Source organism: Lentilactobacillus sp., assembly GCF_040773105.1.
Lineage (GTDB): Bacteria > Bacillota > Bacilli > Lactobacillales > Lactobacillaceae > Lentilactobacillus > Lentilactobacillus parabuchneri.
Window position 1 is genome coordinate 1 of sequence record NZ_JAXGWW010000299.1, and the last position, 2,077, is coordinate 2,077.

Here is a 2,077-nt window from a genome sequence, read left to right on the forward strand (position 1 = left end):
AACCGATTCTCAAATTCGTCAATACCACTTGGTTTCGTTGCGGGATAATAAGCATCTCTTTCCAACCTATCAGGGAGCGCCACTCATGACCAAGGCATTTGCCAAAAAACATCCGGCCGTGGTCAAGCAACTGCAGCAGTTGGCCGGAAAAATTACGGCAAAGGAGATGCGGGAGATGAACTATGACGTCAACGTCAAAAAAGTCAGTGCCGCAAAGGTTGCAAGGCATTATTTACAACGCCATCATCTATTAAGGAAGTGATCATATGCCGAATACACCAGTCATTCAACTTTCAAATATTTCTGTCGTTTATGATCAGCAAAAAGCAATTGATGATTTGTCCTTATCGGTTTATCCGCACGAAATCATGGTGCTGGTTGGCGAATCCGGTGGCGGTAAGACAACTATTCTGCGAACCATCAGCGGATTAGTTAAACCGGTAAGTGGACACATTTTAGTCAACGGACTAACGCTAAACGATCAGAATTTGAGAAAGATTCGATTAAACATGGGCTACGTTCTCCAGCAGATTTCTCTTTTTCCTAATATGACAATCAAGCAAAATTTAACACTGCTACCTGAAATCAAACACCAGTCAAAGACTGCAGTCGACCAAACGATTAAAGAATTGATGGCTGCCGCAAAGTTGCCAATTGGTTATCTGTCAAAATATCCCAACGAATTATCGGGTGGCGAGCAGCAGCGGGTTGGCATCATCAGGGCCTTTGGTACCAAGCCCGACCTGATTTTGATGGACGAACCATTCAGTGCACTTGACCCTGTATCACGCGAGCAGTTGCAGGACCTGACGCTTTCCATCCACCAACATTTTAACAACACCATTTTATTTATTACCCATGATATGAACGAAGCATTAAAAATGGGGCAGCAAATCGGCGTCGTCAAAGACGGGCACATTATTCAACTGGATACACCGGATAACCTTGTCCGACACCCAAGCAACGACTATGTTAAAACACTGTTCAACGGCAGCGAAGCCCACAAAATCGAAAACGTCTATATTCGCCGGTTGGTCTTGGCCGGGTATGGAAGAAAAACCCCGTTTAAGAAGCTACCGGTCACTTCTGTTGAAGGAGACCGGACACTGGGCGACTGTTATCAACTGCTTGCTCAAAATCAGCAGTTAGCTGTTAGAATGGACAGTCAGGTGATCGGCTATTTAAATTCGGAAAGCGTTTTAAACTTTTTGGCCACTAAAGAGACAAACAATTAGCTGCCTATCATAAAAAAGAGGAGGTTGGGGCAAAATTCAATTTGCCCCAGTCTCCTTTTAATCGACTTAACCATTAGTAGTCACTATTAACCACAACCACTTTTCCAAAACTATCTGCTTGATCAAGAGCTGCTTGCGCATCACTGGTATGAACCAAATCAAATATTTTTGCCGGTTTAATGTCAATATGGTGGGTCTCGACAAGCTTAATCAGATCATTTAGATCGGATGCATTTGCTGTATCAGAGCTGAAGTGGGTCAAATAAGCCCCTGCAGGAATCCCAAACGGATCAAAATCGGCAACTGTCCATCGGGCATCGTCCATGCCACTTAATTCACCGGTGAAACAGGTAATCCCGTTAACGTTCAAATGGGTTAAGGAATCCATCAATGTATCCGGGCCTACCAATTCCAAAATTGCATCAAAATGGTTTTCTGTTTGAAGCCGTCTCTGATGGTCCAAAAGGGTATCATCATAACCGGCTGCTTTCATTCGAGCAAATTTTTCGGGATCTCGAGTTATTCCGGCAACCCTGATTCCCGGACCATTGCCTTGGCGAGCCTCATGGCAGCCACCCCGACGCCACTGGTACCACCACGAATCAGTAACGTTTTAACGGCTCTATGATATTTGGTGTTGATGGATAAAATCCATCGACGCCTTTTGGTAGATTGTAAAATTAATCCGAACAGCGTTCGGATTAATTTTACAATCTACCTTAGAAGTTGTTTAAGGAAGAAACAGTGACGATTTTTTCATCACTTAAACTAATTAATATTAAATTAACATCGTATTTAAAAGAACTTTTTACCTTTGATCTTTAGGCTTAACTGGGAAAGCC

At 43.2% G+C, this 2,077-nt stretch carries 3 protein-coding genes; 2 read left to right on the forward strand and 1 reads right to left on the reverse strand.

All coding sequences use genetic code 11. The features are described 5' to 3' along the window. Together AB3112_RS10950 and AB3112_RS10955 are read left to right on the forward strand one after the other, a co-directional pair. The coding region (locus tag AB3112_RS10950) for a glycine betaine ABC transporter substrate-binding protein (RefSeq protein ID WP_367334506.1) at nt 1-262 on the forward strand (262 nt) is incomplete at its 5' end. Nucleotides 263-266: 4 nt separating this feature from the next. Next, nucleotides 267-1,235 carry an ATP-binding cassette domain-containing protein gene (locus tag AB3112_RS10955; RefSeq protein WP_367334507.1) on the forward strand — a complete coding sequence of 323 codons (969 nt, stop codon included), beginning with the start codon at nt 267-269 and terminating at the stop codon, nt 1,233-1,235. Nucleotides 1,236-1,308: 73 nt separating this feature from the next. Here the strand turns inward: AB3112_RS10955 and AB3112_RS10960 are convergent, their stop codons facing one another. Continuing rightward, nucleotides 1,309-1,728, reverse strand: a complete 420-nt coding sequence (locus AB3112_RS10960; protein WP_225353001.1) for a zinc-binding dehydrogenase — start codon at nt 1,726-1,728, stop codon at nt 1,309-1,311. Nucleotides 1,729-2,077: the final 349 nt, after the last annotated feature.

Excerpts from the sequence above, each read along its gene's own strand:
- AB3112_RS10960 (WP_225353001.1), bottom strand. The coding sequence starts at position 1,728 with ATGAAAGCAGCCGGTTATGATGATACCCTTTTGGACCATCAGAGACGG.
- AB3112_RS10955 (WP_367334507.1), top strand. The coding sequence starts at position 267 with ATGCCGAATACACCAGTCATTCAACTTTCAAATATTTCTGTCGTTTAT.